This window comes from Tardiphaga sp. (assembly GCF_028290495.1).
Lineage (GTDB): Bacteria > Pseudomonadota > Alphaproteobacteria > Rhizobiales > Xanthobacteraceae > Tardiphaga.
In genome coordinates this window covers 1-16,169 of record NZ_JAQGJT010000128.1, presented here as the reverse complement: position 1 = coordinate 16,169, position 16,169 = coordinate 1, and the positions used below count along the sequence as shown (strand labels likewise).

Here is a 16,169-nt window from a genome sequence, read left to right as displayed (position 1 = left end):
GGACGCGATACGCTGCGGATCATGAGCGGCAAGCCGCCCGAGGCGGAAAGCCTGCGTGTTCATCTTGACTGCAACGGCGTTCAGCTCGATCGCCTGCTCGATCGCTGCGGCCGAGAGCGGGAGCAATCCACGCTGATAGGCATAGCCCATCATCATCATGTTGGTGGCGATCGCGTCCCCCATCAGCGCCTCGGCGGGCCTGGTGAAGTTCACGAAGTCCGATCGTTCATGCAGCGCGCCGCGCAGCACGTCGTTGACCCGGCGGTTCTGGAAGTTGAAGTCCCGGTTCAGCACGAAATCGGCGATGGGAATGAGGTGCGTGTTGATGATGCCGTGCGTGCGCTGGCTGTCGCACAGCGTAATGGTCTCCTTGGATATCGCCACCACCTCGTCGGCGGCGATCACGAGATCAGCCGTGCCAGTGACGATGCGCGAACAGGTCACATCCGCCGGATTGGGCGAGAGCCGAACGTGGCTCAGCACCGCCCCGCCTTTCTGCGCCAGGCCGGACATGTCGAGGATCATGCTGGCCTTGCCTTCGATGTGCGCGGCCATGCCGAGCAGCGCGCCGATCGTCAGCACGCCGGTGCCGCCGACACCACCGACGGCGACATTGTACGGGCGGTCAAGGCCGGGCCGCGACGCAGGCTCCGGCAGCACGCCGATGGAGCCCAGCTCGACCGGCGCCTTGCGCTTCATCTTGCCGCCATCGACGGTGACGAAGGACGGGCAGAATCCCTTGAGGCAGGAATAGTCCTTGTTGCAGGATGACTGGTTGATGGTGCGCTTGCGCCCCATCGCGGTCTCCAGCGGCTCCACCGAAATGCAGTTCGACTGCACCGAACAATCGCCACAGCCTTCGCAGACCGCGGGATTAATGAGCACGCGGCGCTGCGGGTCTTCCAGTGTTCCCCGCTTGCGGCGGCGGCGCTTTTCGGCGGCGCAGGTCTGCACGAACACGATCGCCGAACAGCCCGGTACCTCGCGCAGCGTCTTCATCACGCTGTCGAGTTCGTCGCGATGCGCCAGCTTGACGCCCGGCGCAATCGTGCTGGCGGGATAGGCGTCGGGATTTTCCGACACGAGGTAGATGTCGCGAATGCCTTCGGCGTGAAGCTGGAAGGTGATCTGCTGCGGCGACAACTCGCCGTCATGCTTCTGGCCGCCGGTCATCGCAACGGCGTCGTTGTAAAGGATCTTGTAGGTGATGTTGGCCTTGGACGCGATCGACTGACGGATCGCCAGCGAGCCTGAGTGGAAATATGTGCCGTCGCCAAGATTGGCGAAGATATGCTTCTCGGAGGTGAACGGCGCGATGCCAGTCCACGGCACGCCCTCGCCGCCCATATGCGTAAACGTCTCTGTCGAGCGGTCCATCCACAGCGACATGAAGTGACAGCCGATGCCGGCCAGCGCGCGGCTGCCTTCGGGCACCTTGGTCGAGGTGTTGTGCGGACAGCCCGAACAGAAATACGGTGTGCGGGTAATCGGCACCACCGCCTGCACCTGCGAGGCGTCGCGGCCATGAAACCAGTCGGCTTTCGCACGCAGCAAAGCGGCGATCTCCGGGTCGATCTCCATCGCCAGCAGACGGTCGACCAGCGAGGTCGCGACCTTGGCGACGCTCAGTTCTTCGGCGAACGGCAGGAAGCGATGGTCCTTGTCGTCCATCTTGCCGATGATGCGCGGACGCACATCGTTTCGCCAGTTGAACAGTTCCTGCTTGACCTGGTTCTCGACGATCTCGCGGCGTTCCTCGACGATGAAGATCTCCTCGAGCCCCACCGCGAAGCTGCGCACGCCTTCCGGCTCCAGCGGCCACGGCATGCCGATCTTGTAAAGCCGCAGGCCGATCTTTGCGCCGACCTCCTCGGTAATGCCAAGTTCGCGAAGCGCCTGCCGCACATCCTCGTAGCTCTTGCCGGACGCCATGATACCGAAGCGCGGGTTTGGCGAGTCCATCGTGATGCGGTTGATATGGTTGGCGCGCGCAAAAGCAATCGCGGCAAAGCCCTTGTAGTCCTGCAGCCGGCGATCCTGATCATAGCGGTCGTCGGGCCAGCGCAGATTGAGGCCGCCTGCGGGGATTTCGAAATCGGTCGGGATGTTGAAAGGCTTGAGTTCGTTGTTGAGGTCGATCTCGGCGGTGGTCTCCACCGTCTCGGTGATCACCTTCATGCCGACCCAGCAGCCGGAATAGCGCGACATCGCGATGCCCAGGAGGCCCATCTCGATCATCTCGTGGATCGACGATGGATATAGATACGGCATCAAGGCCGCCATGAAAGCATGGTCGGACTGATGCGGCACGGTGGAGGATTTGGCGCCGTGGTCGTCGCCGGCCAGACACAGCACGCCGCCGAATTTCGCCGAACCCGCGGCGTTGGCGTGGCGGAACACGTCGCCACAGCGATCGACGCCGGGACCCTTGCCGTACCAGATGCCGACCACGCCATCATACTTGGCGCCGGGCGACAGGTTGAGTTGCTGGGTGCCCCAGATCGCGGTAGCTGCGAGGTCTTCGTTGACGCCGGGCTGGAATTTGACACCGTAGGCGTCGAGATGTTTTCGCGCGGCCATCAACTGCTGGTCATAGCCGCCGAGCGGCGAGCCGCGGTAGCCGGTGACGAAGGCGGCGGTGTTCAGGCCTTCGGCGCGGTCGCGGCGTATCTGCGCCATGGGCAGGCGCACCAGCGCCTGGATGCCGGTCAGAAAGATATGGCCGGAGCCCTGGGTATACTTCTGATCGAGACTGATCGGACCTTGGTTGATTCCCATCGCATCCTCTTCACTACCTCCCGGATCGTGCCGCCCGGGCTTTGTCGCGTGCCGATTGGGCGTCCTTCGACTCCCTTAGAAACAGTCTATGTTGGATATCCTACGCAAAGCACCACAATTCGGGGCAAGCCAGACCTGCGCGAAAAGAACGCAATTTCGTGATGAGTGGCTGCGGCGGGATTTCGGAAAATGTCGTGCCGATGGCGTTTTCCGCAACGTCGTGAGCGAGTGCGCTGCGAAATTCCCTGGCGTTTTCACACAAAGCCGGAAAGACCATCGAGGGCGATCGACTACCCCGGAAAAATATTACCAATAACTTTCATCAGATCGGCTTCGCGAAACGGCTTCCGCAGGTAGCCACGAAACCTGCCGGCGCGCTCCTTGACGACGTATTCGAGTAATGACGTCATCACCACCACCGGAATATCGCGATGCTTGTCGTTCGCCGCCATCGACCCGGCAAAGCGTTCCCGTCTTCACGGTAATATTCTTCAACCAAGCGAATTCGCGGAGGCAGCATCCCGAAATTGGAGGTGCGAATCCGGAACATCCGGCTTTACGAGCCATTGGCTTGCCGTCACGCTCGCAACTTCAGGCAGGACGATGGATCATGACACAATTACCCCTGACGAAGCCCGATCATGCCAGCCGGCATGGGCAGGACCCACGCGACACCGCGATGAACTTCGCCGGTGCGCAACATCACAATTTCGGTCGGGAACATCTGCACAAGCCGACCAAGGCGATTATCGGCGTCGGCGTACTGGTGGTGCTGAGCATCCTGCTTTACGAGTTCAAGGGCAAGGTGCCGGACCCGCGCTCGACGTCGGCCATGCCGACCGAGCAGCATCAGAGCTTCGCGGCCAACCAACCGAACTAGCTTCCGGCTGAGGCCTCGGCGCTTTCGGCTTCGGAGACGACCGCGCGAAACCGGAAGCCGTGCAGGCCGATGCTTGGCGCGATACCGAAGTGATCGGTACCGAATACCTTGATGAGATGATCGAGTTTATCCGGAGCGATGGTCAGCGGGATGTCGCAGATTTCCTGATAGGCGCGGCGTGAATGCCTGACCACTCCCCAACGCTCGGCACGAGTCGGCAACGGCTCCTCCTGGCTGGCCAGTATTGGCGCCAGGCGCCAGAACATCTGCACCAGGGTGGTGTAGGCCTGCTCGTCCAGACCGCTCACCGACACGCCTTCGGCAATCGCGAAAGTCTCGACATCGACGATAGCGCCGGCATCGACGCGCTCGGCCATACGATGCACCGTGCCGCCGAATTCCCGGGCGCGCTCATACAGTGCGAAGTGCGCCGGCGCCTGGCCCGGATATTGCGGCGGGCCGGGATGAAAATTGTAAGCGCCGTAGCCGAGCTGGTGGAGCACCGACGCCGACACGATCACCGAGGTGGTGAAGGAGATCAGCCGCGCGCGGCCCAGCCACTCCGGTTCGAGCGCTGCCAGATCGCCTTCGGTGAACACCGGCAACACGGTGAGGGTCGGATTGTACCCGCGCAACAGCGTGGTGAAGACCGAATGTTCGGCGGGGCCTGTGAGCAGAATGATGGTGTCGAACATAATGGCCGCCGTGTTTAATTACTGCCCCGGTCCATTGCACCGCAATGCGCGAATCACACTGTCGCAGTGAGCCCTTAAAATTGGATGAGCAGCGCAGCTTCGTCGGAACCGCCGCCTCACCCGGCGATTATCTTTTTCCAGATGGAGGACATCAGCATGGCCAACATTCCAAACGCCAACGATCCCTATCGTCCCAAACTGATCGATGAGGATTTCAGCACGCCACGCCGCTTCGATAAAGAATTGCAGGCAGACCCCGAACTGTCCGAAGGCCCGGCCAGCGGCAGCCGCATCGCCGCCTACACGCTGGGTATCGCGATCCTGCTCGGTGTTGTGTTCTACGGGCTGAATAACAACAACACGACGTCCACCGCGACATCGACCACCCCGGCCACGTCGGACACCGCGCAGAAGGCCCCCGCGCCGACCAACAATATCGCAAATTCCGACACCGCCCGGCCGCCGCTGCCGCCTGGCGTTCGCGACGTGACGCCGCGTAACAACGACGCGTACGGCGTGACCACCGGCGCCGCCCCGGCGCGCCCGCAGGCACCGCAGTCAACGCCCACTGGCACCGAGGTCGACCGCTCCAAGGGCGGCCCGTCGAACTGACCTCGCAACCCGCGGATGTCGCGAAGAACGCGTGAGGCAACCGTTCGTCATCGGTTCGTTGCCTCACGCAGTTTTGTGATCGCGCCGGCTTCATGTCGCCGCAAATCGGCAGCACACCCGGGCATCTTTTCCCGGAGCCTTCCTCGATGAAACGTCTGCTGCTGTCCGCCCTGCTTGCCGCCATGCCGTTCACGGCCTATGCCGCCGATCCGGTGCGCGAGCCCTATGGCATCGGGCTGGAAGGTTTTGCCTACCCCTATCCTGTTCAGATGCTGCCGGTGGTGAACGACGGCGAACAGCTCAAGATGGCCTATATGGACATCAAGTCGGAGAAGCCCAATGGCCGCACCGTGGTGTTGCTGCATGGCCGCAATTTTCCGTCGAGCTACTGGGCGCCGGTGATCGGCGCGTTGACGCAGGCTGGCTACCGCGTGGTCGTCCCTGATCAAATCGGTTTCGGAAAATCCTCCAAGCCGACCGGCGAGCTGCATTTCGATACGCTCGCGCGCAACACCATCGCGCTGATGGACCATCTGGCGATCCCGCAATTCGACGTCGTGGCGCATTCGCTGGGCGGCATGCTCGCCGTGCGCTTGGCGCGCGCCTATCCCGACCACATCGATCATTTGTTGCTGGCGGCGCCGATCGGCCTTGAGGATTACCGGCTCTACGTGCCACCGACGCCGACCGAAAAGATCATCGAGACCGAGGACAAGCTGACGGCCGAAGGTTACCGCAAGCAGCTTGAAGTGAATTACGCGCTGAAGATGCAGCCCGATCAGGTGACGCCGTTCATCGATGCGCGCTTCAACATCAAGGGCGCTGCGGAATATCCGCGCTGGTTGCGCGCCTTCGTCAGTTCGTCGCAGATGATCTACCGCGAGCCGGTGGCGCATGAGGTACCGCTGATCACGCTGCCCACCTTGTTCGTGATGGGCGCCGACGACCACAACGCGCCCGGTAAGCCGCTGGCGCCGGAAGCGCTGCGATCCAAGATGGGCCAGAACGCCGAACTCGCCCAGGCCGCCGCGGCGAAGATGCCGAAGGCCCGGGTCGAAGTGCTGCCCGACGCAGGACACCTCGTCTTTCTCGATGCTGCTCCAAAATTCAACGAGCTGATGCTGGCGTTTCTCACTGCGAAATAATGGATGCGCGTGGCGGCGGAATTAACGCCGCTCGCCTCCACATTCAGTTTTCGTTCAGCTCGAATCGGTCTATCTCGCTACCGTCGAGACGCAAATTCCGTGCAGTATTCGGCCTGGGTCCGCCGGATCTGCAGCGTCCTCACGGACCGTGCCGCAACCCGGCGCATCAAGGGAAAGAACGATGAAAACCATTCTTGCCGCCGCCGTCTTCGCCATCGCCGGCCTGGGCGCTGCCCATGCCATGCCGCTGGCGCCGCTTAATGCCACCGATAGCGCTGACGTGATCCAGGTCGCGCAGGGCTGCGGCCCCGGCTGGGCCCGCGGACCCTATGGCCGCTGCCGCCCGATGGGGGGCGTCGTAGTTGTGCGCCGCCCGCCTCCGGTCGTCGTGGTGCGTCCCGGCCGCGGCTGCGGCCCGGGCTTCGCCTGGCGCTACGGCCGCTGCCGCCCGTTCTGAGCGCAGCGATTTCATCGCCACGCAAACCCCGCTACGGCGGGGTTTTTCGTTCGTCCAACTCACACGCCATCGCTGTTATACTCAAACTTCGGCATTTCCAGCTTGAGCCGGATCGCGAGCAATCGGAGGGTCAGCCCGGCAAGAAACGTCACGGCGATGACAAGGTCGGGGCTGAGATGCAGTTCGATGCCGCCGATATAGAGCAGCCCGGCGACGATCGAGACGCTGGCATAGAGCTCGCTGCGAAACAGTAGCGGCACGTCGTTGCACAGCACGTCGCGGATCACGCCGCCGACACAGCCGGTGATCATGCCCGCGACCACCACAATCAGCAGCGGTTGATCCATGCCCAGCGCGATGTTGCATCCCATGATGGTGAAGACCACGAGACCGATGGCGTCTAGCACCAGAAACAGCGCGTGGAAGCGATGCACTACGCGCGCGAGGCCGATAGCCAGGAGCGCTGCGCCGCCCGTCACCAGCAGAAGATAGGGGCTGCTGACCCACCACAGTGGATAGTGACCAAGCAGAACGTCACGGACCGAACCGCCACCGAGCGCGGTGATGCAGCCGAGCATGGCTACGCCGAGCCAGTCCATCTTGCGGCGCCCGGCGGCCAGCGCCGCCGTCATGGCTTCGGCCACCAGCGCAACCATGGCCAGCGGAAACAGCAGCGCTTCGGTATGAGGCATCAGAATCGACCAGAGTGGATGAAGCCGCTCTGTAACACGAAACCGCAAACGCTACGCCACGTGAACGTTGCCCTGTATGCGGGGAGGCTATGCGTCGCCTGGGATCAATTCGAGCAACCTCCTCCCGGAGGTTGCTTCGCTCATCTCGGCTATGGCTTGCTGGGCGAGGCTCGGCTATCTGCCCCGCATCGCCGCCATCACCTTGGGCACCAGAGAGGCTGCAACCGCGGTGTGGCCCTGGGCGTTGAAATGTTGGCCATCGGGATCGCGCGTGCTTGCCGGCGCGTCCATGCCGGTCATGATCACCCTGATATGGCGTGCCGCCAACTGCTGCTGGATGGCGGCGATATTGCCGGAGCGGCTGGCGCCTTCGCCGCGTCGCGCATCATTGCCGCCGGGTTGGAGAATGACAATTTGCGTACCGTTCGGCACGGCCGAACCGAGCCGTTGCAACATGCCGCCGGTGGTATCACCCGGAATTCCGGCATTCGCGACATGGGCGTCCAGCCCGCGCGCCCGCAGCATCGCCTCAAGCTGCGCCGGAAAGGCTTGCGAAGGCTCGACCCCGCCATTGGTCCGGCCGCGGCCATGACCATACGTATTGCTCGCGCCGAGCGCGACGATATGGACGGACGCCGCCTGCGCTGCAGCGGGCAGCATGAAGGCAACAAGGCAAACAGCCGCGCGTGTTATCCGCATGTACAATACCTCCGCTTGCCGAAAAAATTACGCGCCTGTCTTGTCTTCCACCGCCGCCCCTGGCGCATTCGTCTTGACGGACGCGATGCCGTTATCGCGCGCCGCCGCCGACGAATAGGTCTCGCTGGTGCCGATGACCTGGCCGTTCGCGGCTTTCAGGTTGAACATCGGAGAGCCGTCGGTAGCGTTCTTTCGCTCGTAGCGTTCGTCATGCGGCGCGTTGACCTTCACCGACGCAATCCCCTCCTCGGCAGAGGTCTTCGCTGCGTAGTGCTGGCTTGAAAGAATGGTTTCGCTGTTTCCCGCCTTCAGAACGAAGTGATACTTGTCGGTAGCGCCCTTCGACAAAACAAACTTGCCGGCCATGGCCGCCCCCTTGAAATGCTGTTTCCCTTGTCTTCTTCCGAGTAGCTTCTTCCGAACTTCAGCGATCCTAAATTGAGCCGCAGCGCAAAGGCTAGCGATATTTTAGTTCGCGTAGCAGCAATCCACCATCTGCCCAACAAAAAAGGCCCCGTCTCCGGGGCCTTTTCGCAATCGCATCAAATGTTTCTGGCAGCCTCAACGTGCAGCGAGCCCGGCGAAGACAAACTCACAACGGCATATTGTCGTGCTTCTTCATCGGCACGTCCACATGCTTGTCCTTCAGCATCGCCAGCGCGCGGGCGATGCGGCGGCGGGTCGAGTGCGGCATGATGACGTCGTCGATATAACCGCGTTCGGCGGCGACGAACGGCGACAGGAAGCGATCCTCGTATTCCTTGGTGCGCGCGGCAATCTTCTCGGCGTCGCCGATGTCCTGGCGGAAGATGATCTCCACCGCGCCCTTGGCGCCCATCACCGCGATCTGCGCCGTCGGCCAGGCGTAGTTCAGATCGGCGCCGATTTCCTTCGAGGCCATCACGTCGAACGCGCCGCCGTAAGCCTTGCGCGTGATCACGGTGACCAGCGGCACGGTGCATTGGCTGTAGGCAAACAACAGTTTTGCGCCGTGCTTGATCAAGCCGCCATATTCCTGCGCGGTGCCCGGCAGGAAGCCAGGCACGTCAACGAAGGTGACGATCGGGATGTTGAAGGCATCGCAGAAGCGGACGAAGCGCGCGGCCTTTCGCGAGGCGTCGCTATCGAGCACGCCGGCCAGCACCATCGGTTGGTTGGCGACGAAGCCCACCGTCTTGCCGGCGATGCGGCCGAAGCCGGTAACGATATTCTTGGCAAAGGTCTCGGCGATCTCGAAGAAGTCGCCCTCGTCGACGACCTTGTGGATCAGTTCCTTGATATCATAGGGCTTGTTTGGATTGTCCGGGATCACGGTGTCGAGCGAGTAATCGACGCGCTCGATGTCGTCGAAACTCGGCCATTCCGGCACGCCGGCAGTGTTGTTGCTGGGCAGGAAGTCGATCAGCCGGCGCATCTGCAGCAGCGTTTCTACGTCGTTCTCGAACGCGCCATCGGCAATCGAGGACCGCGTCGCATGCACGCTGGCGCCGCCGAGTTCTTCCGCGGTGACGACCTCGTTGGTGACGGTCTTCACCACGTCGGGTCCGGTGACGAACATGTAGCTGGTGTTCTTCACCATAAAGATGAAGTCGGTCATGGCCGGCGAATAGACGTCGCCACCGGCGCACGGGCCCATGATGACGGAGATCTGCGGGATCACGCCGGAGGCCTGCACGTTGCGACGGAACACGTAGGAATAGCCCGCGAGTGCGGCAACGCCTTCCTGGATGCGCGCGCCACCGGCGTCATACAGACCGATGATCGGCGCGCGGGCCTTCATCGCCATGTCCTGGATCTTGACGATCTTTTGCGCGTGGGTTTCGGAGAGCGAGCCGCCGAATACCGTAAAATCCTTGGCGAAGACGAAGGTCTTGCGGCCATTGACGGTGCCCCAGCCGGTGACGACGCCGTCACCGGGGATCCTGGATTTCTCCATGCCGAATTCCACCGAGCGGTGCTCGACGAACATGTCGAACTCCTCGAACGAGCCCTTGTCGAGCAACAGCTCGATGCGCTCGCGCGCCGTCAGCTTGCCCTTGGCGTGCTGCGATTCGATGCGCTTGACGCCGCCGCCAAGCTTCGCGCCGGCGCGGCGATCTTCGAGGGTGTCCAGGATGTCTTTCATGTGCTCCAACCCGTGGTTCCGGCGTCCAGGGACCGGCATACCTACCTTTGGTTTGCCGCTCGCCCGCCGCACGCTTGAGGGGGTCTTAGCATGGCCCTTTCGGAGGTGGAAACGCCCTTCCCACCTCGAAACCGGGCGGCTGCCCGTCCGGGATTGCCGGGCTTGCCCGCTATATTCCAGGTCTGCGCACGGAGACTGTCAGATGCCCGATGTCATCCATGAAAACAGCGGAGCTGCCACCGGCGGGGTGCGCAACCTGATGCGCTTCGAAGGGTTTGCGCTGCTGATCGGCCCGACGCTGTATTATTTTCTCATGGGCGCGCCGTGGCAGACCTATGCGCTGCTGTTCTTCGCGCCGGACCTGACCCTGCTCGGCTACCTCGCCGGCCCGCGCATCGGCGCGCTGCTCTACAACGCCGCCCACACCACCGTCGGGCCCATCCTGCTGGCGATGGCCGGTTTGTTGCTCCGGAGCCGACGATGGGCTTCATCGCGCTAATCTGGCTGGCGCATATCGGGCTGGACCGCGCGCTCGGTTACGGCCTGAAATATGTGGCGGGCTTTCGCTTCACCCACCTCGGCCGCATCGGCAAGGACGCGGCGTAAACCGCGCCCCCACAGCCAATTGCTAAATCGCGCCGATCTCGGTCAGGCAGAGCTGCGCGATCGCCATCCGGGCCGCGACATGTTTGGGTTCGCGGACGTCGAGATTCAGCGCGAACACGGTCTGCGCATCGCCCTTCTCGGCCCACCCGACGATCCAGCCCAGCGACGGCTTGCCGATCTCGGCGCCCAGCAGTCCTGTCTTGGCGCGGATCACAGCGTCGCCCACCTTGGTCACCGGCAGGATGTCGCGCACCCAATCCTGGCTGCGTTTTGAGGCCGGCAGCGTGCCGCGGCGCAGTCGATCGAGGAAATCGATCTGCTCCATCGGATCGATCCGCAGTGCGCCGGTCAGCCAGAACTGGTCGATGCCGCCGCCGATATCGGCATTGCCGTAATCCCATTCGCGAAGATATTTCTGCATCCGCTCAGCACCGATTCGGCGCGCGATTTCCTGATAGACCGGCACCGCGGAAGCCGCGATCGCCGAGCGCAGCGTGTGGTCCCGGTTCCAGGCTTCGATGTCGCGTTTGACGCCGTCCCACTTGAACACGTCCTTGTCGGGATCGGCGACTACGCCAGTCTCCAGCGCGATCAGCGAATTCGGAATCTTGAACGTCGAGGCCGGCAGAAAGGCTTCGCCGGATCGCTCCTTGTCGCTGGCGACGATCAGATAGTCGTCGATCTTGTAGCCGACGAAAGTGCCGGCCGTGCCGGCGTCCGCAAAGTGCTTCGCCAGGCTGTCGCGGATCTCGCTGCGCTGCGGTGCGACGTGGGCAAGCGCCGGCGAGACCGCTGTGGCGGCAAGCAGACCGAGGGCATGGCGGCGTGTGATCACGGGGCACCTTTTGGCAGTGGAGCGCGCAGATGCGACGGGCATCGTGTTAAAACGATGGCGATCCAGCTATCGCACCCGGCCGGACAGCCGCAGCACGAATACCAGCACTTCGGCGACCGCCTTGTAGAGTTCAGCGGGAATTTCCTCGCCGATATCGACATTGGACAGCGCGCCGGCCAGCACCTCGTTTTCCTCGATCGGGATCTCGTGCGCCTTGGCCACTTCGATGATCTTGGCGCCGATCGTGCCCTTGCCCTTGGCGACGACGCGCGGCGCGCCGGTCTTGTCGTAGTGCAGCGCGACGGCGACCTGACGTTTGCTATCGACCATCATAGCGCACGATCCAGGAAATGGCCGGCCGCGGCCGGCGCGGCCTGCACGGGTGCGCCTTCCTGGATGACGATGTCGCCGGGCTGCAATTCGGCGCGGACCAGCGCCTGGCTGAGCTGCGCGCTTCCGGCGTGCAATTGCTGCGCGGTCAAGGGACGCTCGGCCCAAATCCGGACCGAGGTCTTGTCGCCGGAGAGCGACACCAGCGCATGCACCGGACCGGCCGGCTCGACGTCGAGCGAGAACCGTGCGCGCCAGACCCGCTGCGCCGCCTGCGCTTCGCTGTCCTGCCCCCCATCGCGGGAGATCTCGAACTGCGCCACAGCGGTGCCGTTCGGCAGCGCAAAGGGGATCTCGAAATTCCAGCGTGGCGATGTCGCATCGAGCCGTGGTGCGGACGTCTCCATGCGTTCCGGCAATGATGCGACCTGCAGCAGGGTCTGCCGCGCGATCGCCGCGTCGGTATCGGCGAGCAGATGGTGCATCGTGGCAGACAGAGGCGCGTTCAGTGGCAGCGTCGACGGCAACATCGGCTGCGCGCTCGGCAGCGCGCCACGCAACGGCGGCGGCGGCACATTGCTGCGGACAAGCACTTCCGGCGGCGAGGACAGTGACGGCTTGCCTTTCGGCGACACAAGATTGAGCAGCGCGCCCTCATCCAGCGCCGCATCGATGCCGTTGCCAGCCAAGTGCGGCGTCTGCAATGCTTCCTGCAACTGGCTGAGCGTAGCGCCGCTGGCCGCGACGCGCGCGGCGGCTTCGGGCGAGGTCGCCGCGGGCGGTATGATCTGCGCCTTGCTGCTGAACTCGGCATGGTCTTCGGCGACGAACAGCCCGGCCTGCTGCAGCACATCATCCTGCGCCAGCAATTCAGGCATGATCGACGGCGCCAGTGTTGCGGCCGCGGCCGGCTGTGCAGCAGCGCCTTGCGTGGCCACGGGCTGCGCTGCCGCGGCCGGCTGCGTGGCCGTGGGGACATTTACGCCAAGCGGCGATGGCATGCCCTGCTCCGACGTCGCAACGAACTCCGCCGCGCCGTTGGTATGGACACCGCCACCGAGCGCCATCGACAGCGTCTGGCGGAAAACGATCAGAGCGGCCTTCATGTCCGGCATGGTCGCGGACGGCACGACGCCGGATGCCAAGGATGCTTCGAGGAACAGCCCCGAATTGCGGAACGCGGCTTTCACTTCGTCGCCGGTTAATTTCTGGTCGAGCGGCGGACGCTGCGCCAGCAGCGCGGCGACCGCCTGCTGTAAAGGCAACGGCAGGTTTTGCAGCGAGGCTGCGTCGCCGAGATTGGCGAACAGTGTGCCGAGGCCGGCCTGCTGCGTGGCTGCGACCTGCGCGGCGGTAGATAACGCCACGGCTTCCAGCGCGGTGAGCGTCACCTTCGCTGTCGCCAGCGTAGTTGCGAGCGCGAGTTGCGCCTCGGGCGCGAGCTGCACGCCGTCCTGCGGCGTAGCGGCCTGTGAGGTCGAGGCCGTCTGCGGCGTCACCACCGCGAGGCGAACGCCATCGGTGGTCTGCGATACCGCGAGCTGCAAGGTCTGGCCCGGCTGCAACGGCACTTCGGAGGAAACGTCGATGGTGACATTGCCGATGGCAATGCGCACCTGATTGTCCGGCAGGATATTCACCACGCGCGCGGCGATCACGCTGCCGGAGCGAAAGCCGACATCGCCCTGCACGCCGGAAACGGCGATAACCGGAGAGATCGGATTGACGGCAACGACCATGACGTACTCACCGGATGAGGGTGAGCGGACGGTAACGCGGCGTTCTTAACCCGTCGTTAACCGGACCGCGGCGCCAGCGCTTGGACGACGCTGGCTGCGGCGCGAAAATCGACCTGCTTGGCGGCGCGGCGGTGAGCTACTTCCTCGTCCACGCCCCAGTGCTCGATGTTCCAGTCCTCGTCGACATGGGCCGCCGCCCACACCTGATCGGCATCGAGACGTCCGCGCAGCAAAGCCACCGCGAGCAAGGCCGAACCGGTAATGGTCGTCACCAGATGAAGCGCGGCGACGATCCAGGAATCCTGCGGCAGCGTCGCGCGCGCCGCGGCGATCGCGGTGGCCGGCTGCTGCACATGAATGATGCCTTCAGCCAGGATGAAGTGCGCGCCGAAATCCTCGGCGGCCCAGAACAATACGGGATCCCAGGATTCCGCCTCGCGCGCGACCAGTTCCTTGGGATGGCCTGCGCGGTAGAACAGCAGGTCGGTGCCGAAGTACTTGACGATGTCCTCGGTCACCCCTTGGACGTTGTCGCCGACCGCGTCGATGACGCTGTTGGCAAGGCGCGTCAGCGGCATCGTCGTGGGATTGATGGTGTCCTGTTGCGCTTGCCATTCGGCAACGATGGCTTCCGCGATGCTGCGCTCGGGTAACGCCAGCGGCTGCCGCGACGGCGTGCGCACGGTCTTGCCGTCGAGCGTGATGGCGAAGCCTTCCGGCGTCTCGGCCATGCCAGCCTGCGTGTAGAAGCGCTTGCGCTGCGGCCCGCGCGTCGACTTGCGCACCGCTTCTTCGGGATCGAGACCGGCCTGCCCGTAGACTTCGTCAAACAATTCGCGCATCGCGTTTCTTGATCCTGTTGATGTGAGCAACCTAGCCGAAGCGCGGGGTCAGGCCAACTCAGCGGTTGGCGCAGGAACGCGAATAGGCGGCGCGGTCGTTGGGGCCGAGGCCGGCAGAGACTCCATCCTGCAGGCAATCGGTGATGCGATCTCCGAACGAACGCCGCGACGACGGAGTGTTCTGCCGCGATGGCGGCGCATCGAGTTTCGGCACCACGGGGATGGCCATGCTCGGTGGCGGCGGCGCGGCGGGGGGCGGCGGCGTCAGGATCGCGCCGCCCGGCGGCAGAAACTGCGCGGACGCGGGCGATGCCAAGAACAATCCGAGGATGGCGAGGGATTGCAGCGTAAGTTTGATCATCCAGTTCATGTCGTCACGGCGGCCGATCATCTCAAGGTCTCCGCCAATCAGCGACTGACAATGTGATCGGCCACCGGACGCCGCTGCTCCCAGCCGACGCGCTCCAGTTCGGGGCTGTCGGCTTCGGTCTGGGGATAGCCAATGCAGAAATAGCCGATCAGCCGCCAGTCGGCGGGCACATCGAGCGCTGTTGCAACATCGGCGGGATCGAGGATCGACACCCAGCCCATGCCGATGCCCTCGGCGCGCGCCGCCAGCCACAGCGTCGAGATCGCCGCGACGACGGAATAGTCCGCCATTTCCGGCATGGTACGGCGGCCGAGGCCGTGGCCGACTTCGGTGCCGTGATCGGCGTAAACAGCGAGATGGCACGGCGCCTCGCGCAAGCCGGCAAGTTTCAGCGTGGCGTAACGTTGCGCCAGTTCGCCGCTGTAATCGTTCAGCGCGTCGGCATTACAGCGCGTGAAATTATCCAGCACGGCCTGCCGGCGCACGGCATCGTCGACGATGACGAAACGCCAGGGCTGGCTGAGCCCGACCGATGGCGACAGGCAGGCGGTCCCGATCAGGCGCTCCAGCGCGCCTTCGGACAGCGCGTCGCGCCTGAACCGCCTGACATCGCGACGCCACACGAACAGCTCGTGGAGACGTGCGCGAAAGTCGTCGTCGAAATCAGGCGACGACAACGCCCTAGTCTTCCGGCGCGTTCTCGATCGGGTCGAAGCGGTCGGCTTCCAGCCCGAGCAGATTCCAGCTCTGCAGCATGTGCGGCGGCAACGGCGCAGTGGCATCGATGAAGCCGCCGCGCGGGTGCGGCACGACAATGCGGCGCGCCAGCAGATGCAGCTTCTTCTGGATGCCGCCCGGCAACTGCCAGTTTTCCTTGTTGAAGTATTTGGGATCACCGACGATCGCGTGGTCGATATGCGCCATGTGCGCGCGCAGCTGATGCGTGCGCCCGGTCACCGGCTTCAGCGACACCCAGGCAAGCTTCTGCGCGGACGTCTCGACCACCGCGTAATAGGTCACCGCGTGGCTGGCGCCCTCGTCGCCGTGCTGGGCGACGCGCATGATGGTGTCTTCCTCGTTCTCTTCCTTGGCGAGATAGGTCGAGATGCGGCCCTGCTTCGGCTTCGGCACGCCGGCGACCAGCGCCCAGTAGATCTTTCGCGCCGAGCGTTCGCGGAACGAGCCGGTGAGTTTCGTTGCGGCGAAGCGCGTCTTGGCAATCAGCAGACAGCCGGCGGTGTCCTTGTCGAGCCGATGCACCAGGCGCGGCTTCTGGCCCTTGGCGTCGCGCATCACTTCCAGCATCATGTCGACGTGGCGCGTGGTGCCGGAGCCGCCCTGCACGGCGAGGCCGGCGGGCTTGT

18 protein-coding genes and 1 pseudogene are annotated in these 16,169 nt (G+C 63.9%); 5 read left to right on the top strand and 14 right to left on the bottom strand.

The genetic code is table 11. The features are described from left to right. Together JWQ24_RS19210 and JWQ24_RS19205 are read right to left on the bottom strand one after the other, a co-directional pair. The coding region (locus tag JWQ24_RS19210; protein ID WP_299811550.1) for an indolepyruvate ferredoxin oxidoreductase family protein at positions 1–2,778 on the bottom strand (2,778 nt) is incomplete at its 3' end. A gap of 290 nt (positions 2,779–3,068) precedes the next feature. Next, positions 3,069–3,230 (bottom strand): hypothetical protein, encoded by a 162-nt coding sequence (locus JWQ24_RS19205; RefSeq protein WP_299811548.1) that lies wholly within the window; start codon positions 3,228–3,230, stop codon positions 3,069–3,071. A gap of 158 nt (positions 3,231–3,388) precedes the next feature. Here JWQ24_RS19205 and JWQ24_RS19200 point away from each other — a divergent pair, with 158 nt between their 5' ends. After that, entirely contained in the window at positions 3,389–3,658 is a 270-nt protein-coding gene (locus JWQ24_RS19200; RefSeq protein ID WP_299811546.1) for a hypothetical protein, read from the top strand. Here JWQ24_RS19200 and JWQ24_RS19195 read toward each other — a convergent pair. Further along, positions 3,655–4,353 carry a formyltransferase family protein gene (locus tag JWQ24_RS19195; RefSeq protein ID WP_299811544.1) on the bottom strand — a complete coding sequence of 233 codons (699 nt, stop codon included), beginning with the start codon at positions 4,351–4,353 and terminating at the stop codon, positions 3,655–3,657. The genes JWQ24_RS19200 and JWQ24_RS19195 overlap by 4 nt on opposite strands. Positions 4,354–4,509: 156 nt before the next feature. On the opposite strand from JWQ24_RS19195, the gene JWQ24_RS19190 reads away from it, so the two are divergent. The 3 genes from JWQ24_RS19190 to JWQ24_RS19180 all read left to right on the top strand — a co-directional run bounded on the left by JWQ24_RS19190 (position 4,510) and on the right by JWQ24_RS19180 (position 6,567). After that, positions 4,510–4,965 (top strand): hypothetical protein, encoded by a 456-nt coding sequence (locus JWQ24_RS19190; RefSeq protein WP_299811542.1) that lies wholly within the window; start codon positions 4,510–4,512, stop codon positions 4,963–4,965. 146 nt (positions 4,966–5,111) lie between these two features. Next, a complete protein-coding gene (locus JWQ24_RS19185; RefSeq protein ID WP_299811540.1) occupies positions 5,112–6,110 on the top strand; it encodes an alpha/beta hydrolase in 999 nt (332 codons plus the stop codon). 181 nt (positions 6,111–6,291) lie between these two features. Then, positions 6,292–6,567 (top strand): hypothetical protein, encoded by a 276-nt coding sequence (locus JWQ24_RS19180; protein WP_299811538.1) that lies wholly within the window; start codon positions 6,292–6,294, stop codon positions 6,565–6,567. 59 nt (positions 6,568–6,626) lie between these two features. Here JWQ24_RS19180 and JWQ24_RS19175 read toward each other — a convergent pair whose 3' ends face one another. From JWQ24_RS19175 to JWQ24_RS19160, 4 genes are all read right to left on the bottom strand, one after another. Then, positions 6,627–7,259, bottom strand: a complete 633-nt coding sequence (locus JWQ24_RS19175) for a trimeric intracellular cation channel family protein (RefSeq protein WP_299811536.1) — start codon at positions 7,257–7,259, stop codon at positions 6,627–6,629. A 174-nt stretch (positions 7,260–7,433) separates the two neighbouring features. Then, entirely contained in the window at positions 7,434–7,919 is a 486-nt protein-coding gene (locus JWQ24_RS19170; protein ID WP_299811534.1) for a GDSL-type esterase/lipase family protein, read from the bottom strand. Positions 7,920–7,985: 66 nt separating this feature from the next. Further along, the gene (locus JWQ24_RS19165) at positions 7,986–8,324 is read right to left on the bottom strand and encodes a YegP family protein (protein ID WP_299811532.1); all 339 of its coding nucleotides are present in this window, start codon (positions 8,322–8,324) and stop codon (positions 7,986–7,988) included. Between the two features lie 226 nt (positions 8,325–8,550). After that, entirely contained in the window at positions 8,551–10,083 is a 1,533-nt protein-coding gene (locus tag JWQ24_RS19160; protein ID WP_299811530.1) for an acyl-CoA carboxylase subunit beta, read from the bottom strand. A 202-nt stretch (positions 10,084–10,285) separates the two neighbouring features. Here JWQ24_RS19160 and JWQ24_RS19155 point away from each other — a divergent pair. Then, a pseudogene (locus tag JWQ24_RS19155) lies at positions 10,286–10,689 on the top strand (DUF4260 domain-containing protein). A gap of 22 nt (positions 10,690–10,711) precedes the next feature. On the opposite strand, the gene blaOXA reads toward JWQ24_RS19155, so the two are convergent. The 7 genes from blaOXA to JWQ24_RS19120 all read right to left on the bottom strand — a co-directional run. After that, positions 10,712–11,524, bottom strand: coding sequence for a class D beta-lactamase (gene blaOXA, locus JWQ24_RS19150; protein ID WP_299811528.1), 813 nt, complete (start codon positions 11,522–11,524; stop codon positions 10,712–10,714). A gap of 66 nt (positions 11,525–11,590) precedes the next feature. Continuing rightward, a complete protein-coding gene (locus tag JWQ24_RS19145) occupies positions 11,591–11,857 on the bottom strand; it encodes an EscU/YscU/HrcU family type III secretion system export apparatus switch protein (RefSeq protein WP_299811526.1) in 267 nt (88 codons plus the stop codon). Further along, positions 11,854–13,593, bottom strand: a complete 1,740-nt coding sequence (locus JWQ24_RS19140; RefSeq protein ID WP_299811524.1) for a flagellar hook-length control protein FliK — start codon at positions 13,591–13,593, stop codon at positions 11,854–11,856. Before JWQ24_RS19140 ends, JWQ24_RS19145 begins: the two co-directional genes overlap by 4 nt. Before the next feature lie 56 nt (positions 13,594–13,649). Next, on the bottom strand, positions 13,650–14,435 hold the full coding sequence (locus JWQ24_RS19135) for an ATP12 family protein (protein ID WP_299811522.1): 786 nt from the start codon (positions 14,433–14,435) through the stop codon (positions 13,650–13,652). A gap of 58 nt (positions 14,436–14,493) precedes the next feature. After that, positions 14,494–14,826, bottom strand: a complete 333-nt coding sequence (locus JWQ24_RS19130; protein WP_299811520.1) for a hypothetical protein — start codon at positions 14,824–14,826, stop codon at positions 14,494–14,496. 17 nt (positions 14,827–14,843) lie between these two features. Then, positions 14,844–15,482 carry a 5,6-dimethylbenzimidazole synthase gene (bluB, locus tag JWQ24_RS19125; RefSeq protein ID WP_299811518.1) on the bottom strand — a complete coding sequence of 213 codons (639 nt, stop codon included), beginning with the start codon at positions 15,480–15,482 and terminating at the stop codon, positions 14,844–14,846. Positions 15,483–15,486: 4 nt separating this feature from the next. Beyond that, on the bottom strand, positions 15,487–16,169 hold a 683-nt coding region (locus JWQ24_RS19120; protein ID WP_299811516.1), incomplete at its 5' end, for an RluA family pseudouridine synthase.

Excerpts from the sequence above, each read along its gene's own strand:
- JWQ24_RS19190 (WP_299811542.1), top strand. The coding sequence starts at position 4,510 with ATGGCCAACATTCCAAACGCCAACGATCCCTATCGTCCCAAACTGATC.
- JWQ24_RS19135 (WP_299811522.1), bottom strand. The coding sequence starts at position 14,435 with ATGCGCGAATTGTTTGACGAAGTCTACGGGCAGGCCGGTCTCGATCCC.
- JWQ24_RS19145 (WP_299811526.1), bottom strand. The coding sequence starts at position 11,857 with ATGATGGTCGATAGCAAACGTCAGGTCGCCGTCGCGCTGCACTACGAC.
- JWQ24_RS19185 (WP_299811540.1), top strand. The coding sequence starts at position 5,112 with ATGAAACGTCTGCTGCTGTCCGCCCTGCTTGCCGCCATGCCGTTCACG.
- JWQ24_RS19160 (WP_299811530.1), bottom strand. The coding sequence starts at position 10,083 with ATGAAAGACATCCTGGACACCCTCGAAGATCGCCGCGCCGGCGCGAAG.
- JWQ24_RS19205 (WP_299811548.1), bottom strand. The coding sequence starts at position 3,230 with ATGGCGGCGAACGACAAGCATCGCGATATTCCGGTGGTGGTGATGACG.
- JWQ24_RS19170 (WP_299811534.1), bottom strand. The coding sequence starts at position 7,919 with ATGCTGCCCGCTGCAGCGCAGGCGGCGTCCGTCCATATCGTCGCGCTC.
- JWQ24_RS19140 (WP_299811524.1), bottom strand. The coding sequence starts at position 13,593 with ATGGTCGTTGCCGTCAATCCGATCTCTCCGGTTATCGCCGTTTCCGGC.
- JWQ24_RS19180 (WP_299811538.1), top strand. The coding sequence starts at position 6,292 with ATGAAAACCATTCTTGCCGCCGCCGTCTTCGCCATCGCCGGCCTGGGC.
- JWQ24_RS19130 (WP_299811520.1), bottom strand. The coding sequence starts at position 14,826 with ATGATCGGCCGCCGTGACGACATGAACTGGATGATCAAACTTACGCTG.
- JWQ24_RS19175 (WP_299811536.1), bottom strand. The coding sequence starts at position 7,259 with ATGCCTCATACCGAAGCGCTGCTGTTTCCGCTGGCCATGGTTGCGCTG.
- JWQ24_RS19165 (WP_299811532.1), bottom strand. The coding sequence starts at position 8,324 with ATGGCCGGCAAGTTTGTTTTGTCGAAGGGCGCTACCGACAAGTATCAC.
- JWQ24_RS19195 (WP_299811544.1), bottom strand. The coding sequence starts at position 4,353 with ATGTTCGACACCATCATTCTGCTCACAGGCCCCGCCGAACATTCGGTC.
- JWQ24_RS19200 (WP_299811546.1), top strand. The coding sequence starts at position 3,389 with ATGACACAATTACCCCTGACGAAGCCCGATCATGCCAGCCGGCATGGG.